This is a genomic window from Microcoleus sp. OTE_8_concoct_300 (assembly GCF_031383065.1).
Classification (GTDB): domain Bacteria; phylum Cyanobacteriota; class Cyanobacteriia; order Cyanobacteriales; family Microcoleaceae; genus Microcoleus.
Genome location: NZ_JANMZH010000515.1, coordinates 1 through 3,577, shown reverse-complemented (window position 1 = coordinate 3,577; position 3,577 = coordinate 1). Strand labels below are relative to the sequence as shown.

At 48.8% G+C, this 3,577-nt stretch carries 1 protein-coding gene and 1 pseudogene; both read left to right on the top strand.

Annotated features, from left to right (window positions below):
- A partial coding sequence (locus ACUVJL_RS23915) for a tetratricopeptide repeat protein (RefSeq protein ID WP_445248117.1) occupies nt 1-2,950 on the top strand: 2,950 nt, incomplete at its 5' end.
- Between the two features lie 369 nt (nt 2,951-3,319).
- Nucleotides 3,320-3,577: pseudogene (locus tag ACUVJL_RS23910) on the top strand (hypothetical protein); the annotation flags it as partial.

Here is a 3,577-nt window from a genome sequence, read left to right as displayed (position 1 = left end):
AGTTACTGCTAGGGAAATTGCCCAATATTTGACTGATTGTCGCGTGCCGATTTTTATTCTCAATGCTTGCAAGTCGGGACAAGCTGGGGAAGAAGCCTTTTCTTCCGTCGCGGGACAGTTGGTGAAGTTGGGCGCGAAAGGTGTTGTGGCAATGGCTTATTCCGTCTATGCGACAGCCGCCAAACACTTCATGGCACGGCTGTACGGGGAATTGGTGCGGGGACAAGACATCGCCTCTGCGGTGGCTGCGGGGCGCAAATCTATGTCCATAGACAAACAGCGCCCCAGTCCCAAAGGGCTTTTACCGCTGCAAGATTGGCTGGTGCCGGTGCTGTATCAGCAGGAACCTTGCAGGCCTTTTCGGCCGAAAGCTGGGACTCCCAGTTTTGCAGATTTGATGGGGGAAGATGACACAGAGGCTACGCTGGCGGTAGATTTGCCAGATGTTAGCGCCTATGGGTTTATTGGGCGAGATTACGATATTTTGTGTCTAGAAAGAGCTTTTCGCCAAAATCATGTCGTGCTGTTGCAGGGGATGGGTGGCGTTGGGAAAACTGAGTTAGCCGGAGGGTTTGCGCGGTGGTTGGGTGATACTCAGGGGCGCACGGGAGGCGTTTTCTTCACTTCTTTTGAACGCGGTGCGGGGTTGAGTCAGGTAGTCAATCAAATTGGCCGGGCGCTGGGCGGGGAAAAATTCTCGTCATTGTCGTCGGAAAGACAGCAGGCGGTGGTGCGACAATATTTGCAAACTCACCCTTGTTTGCTGATTTGGGATAATTTTGAACCGGTGAATGGGTTTCCGCAGGGGAATCCGCCGCTTGTACCGGCTGCGGAAAGAAAAAGCTTGAAGCAGTTTCTCAAACACTTGCGCGGGGGACAATCTTGGGTGCTGATTACCAGCCGGCGCGAGGAAAATTGGTTGGATTGCGGTTACGCGCTGCGGGGGTTAAAGGGATTGGTGCAGGCGGATGCGGAAGAGTTGGCGGCGCGGATTCTGCTGGAAGCGGGGGTTGACAGGGCGAAATTGCCTGGGGAATATCTGGAGTTGCTGAAACTGTTGGGGGGACATCCGCTGTCGCTGAGGGTGGTGTTGCGGCACCTGAAGTCGCAGACTCCGGTGCAGTTGATTGAGGCGCTGCGGAGAGGATTGGATACTTTCCAGGGTGGGGAGGAGGAAGGGAGAGAGAAATCTCTGGTGGTGTCGCTGGATTATTCTTTTGCTAATTTGTCGGCACGGGCACGGCAGCATTTGCCGTTTTTAGGGCTATTTTCTGAGCGAGTGAATGCACATTGGCTGGATAATTTTTCAGCAAATCCTGATAGTGATTGGGGACAAGCATATCGGGCGGTGTTTGGGGAAAATTTGCAGGAATCGGATTGGATTGGGCTTTTGAATGAAGCGACTGCCGCCGGAATTATGGAAGATTTGGGGGACACTATTTACAAAATTCATCCGGCATTGCCTTGGTATTTGCGACAACAGTTAGACAAAATGGGTTCCCAGGAGGTAATCAGTACACTGGAAAAAAAGTTGCTGGTTTTCTATGCAGCATTGGCGCATAGTTTCCATCAGGAACTGATCGGCAATGCGGAACTGGCAAGCTTTGTGTTGCGAGTGGAAGAACCGAATTTATTGCAACAATTGCGGCTGGCAGAACAGCAACAGGATTGGGCTAATGCTCAAGCAATTCTGCAAGCTTTGGGAGAGGTGTATCAAAGGTGGGTACGCAAACCGGAATTTAAGTCTTTGCGACAACGGGCGCTGAACCAAATTGGCCTCCACCTGGCACAAGCAAAAGCAAAGGGGAAAGATGCTTTTGATTTCTGGATGTATCTGCGAGGAGTGGATGCAAATGAAGCTATTGAAAGTGCCGACTTGGAAACAGCAAGAGTCGTTTATCAAGAAATTCTGGATGAACTGACGGCTTTAAATGACCCCTCCGTCAATGACAAGATTGCTGGTGTCTATCACCAACTAGGAATGGTAGCCCAAGAGCAACGGTGGTTTGATGAGGCGATCGCTTTTTACCATAAATCTCTCCAAATTTTTGAAGATGCGGGGGATTTCTACAGTGCTGCTGGCGACTATCACCAACTAGGAATGGTAGCCCAAGAGCAACGGCGGTTTGATGATGCGATCGCTTTTTACCATAAATCTCTCCCAATTTATGAAGATGCCAAGGATTTCTATAGTGCTGCTAGAGAGTATCACCAACTAGGAATCGTAGCCCAAGAGCAACGGCGGTTTGATGATGCGATTGCTTTTTACCATAAATCTCTCCAAATTTGTGAAGATGTGGGGGATTTCTACAATGCTGCTAAGCAGTATCACAATCTGGGGTATATTGCCCAAAAGCAACAGCGGTTTGATGAGGCGATAGCTTTTTACCACAAGGCTCTCCAAATTTGGGAAGACGTGGGGGATTTTTACAAGGTTGCTAGTGTTTATCACAATCTAGGAGCATTAGCCCACGAGCAACAGCGGTTTGATGATGCGATCGCCTTTTACAATAAAGCTCTCAAAATTAGAGAAGATGCGGGGGATTTTCGCTCTGCTGCTAACCAGTATCAAGGATTGGGAAACATTGCCAAAGAGCAAGGAGATTTTGACACGGCTGTTGCCTATTTCCAAAAAGCATTTACAGCCACAAGTGCAGTAAATGATTGGCGTAAAGCTTCCTCAACTCTAACTGCATGGGGCAGAACCTTAGAAATCCAATCGAATTGGACGGAGGCGGTGAAAATTTACATTCAAGCCTTAGCCATTGACATCAAGCATAACTCTGAATTTGTTCGCTCGGATACCAATAATTTAGGGCGGATGCTCAAGCAGTTGGGAGACAGTCAGTTTCAGGAAATTTGGCGAGAGTTGACGGGTGAGGAGTGTCCGGGAGAGGTGTTTTCAATTATTCAGAAAGCCAGTGAAACAGAGGAGGAGGGAGCAGATTAATTGTGACAGGATTTACGCATGGGGGCCCAGAAACCGGGTTTTTCTGAAGATACTTCGTTGCGCGCCGATTCCCGAAAAAACCCGGTTTCTGGCGTCGGAGTGCATAAGCTAAAGAGGACACGGCAGTGCCGTCTCCCTACCCCAAAATCATCGATAATGGAGGACACGGCATTGCCGTTTCCCTACCCCAAAATCATCGATCGCCCTTTTTTGATATAACCATTGCCCGATTAATTGTAGGGAAACGGCACTGCCGTGTCCTCCTCCGTTGCCTGTGGGTAATATCAATTTCGATGCCACCGGATTGGATATTACTGGTATAATCATTACAATCAAAATTGTTTAACTAACTTACCCGCAATTAAAAATATGGAACCGATACTAACTGCCGCCGAAATCAATGAAAAGCGGCTGATGTTGCAAGATTACGCTCCCGCCCAAGAAGCCTTTGCCATGCTGGAAAAACACAACGGCAGACTTGACACCTGTTTTGATGAATTGTGGGTTGAAAACCACAATCTTGAATCCTTTGCACAGCCAAGAAGCGGAAAATCCCTATGGCAAGTCACGCTGAAAACTCTCCGCGCTGAGCTCTGCGGCAATGATGGCTTGCGCGCCCAATTCAAA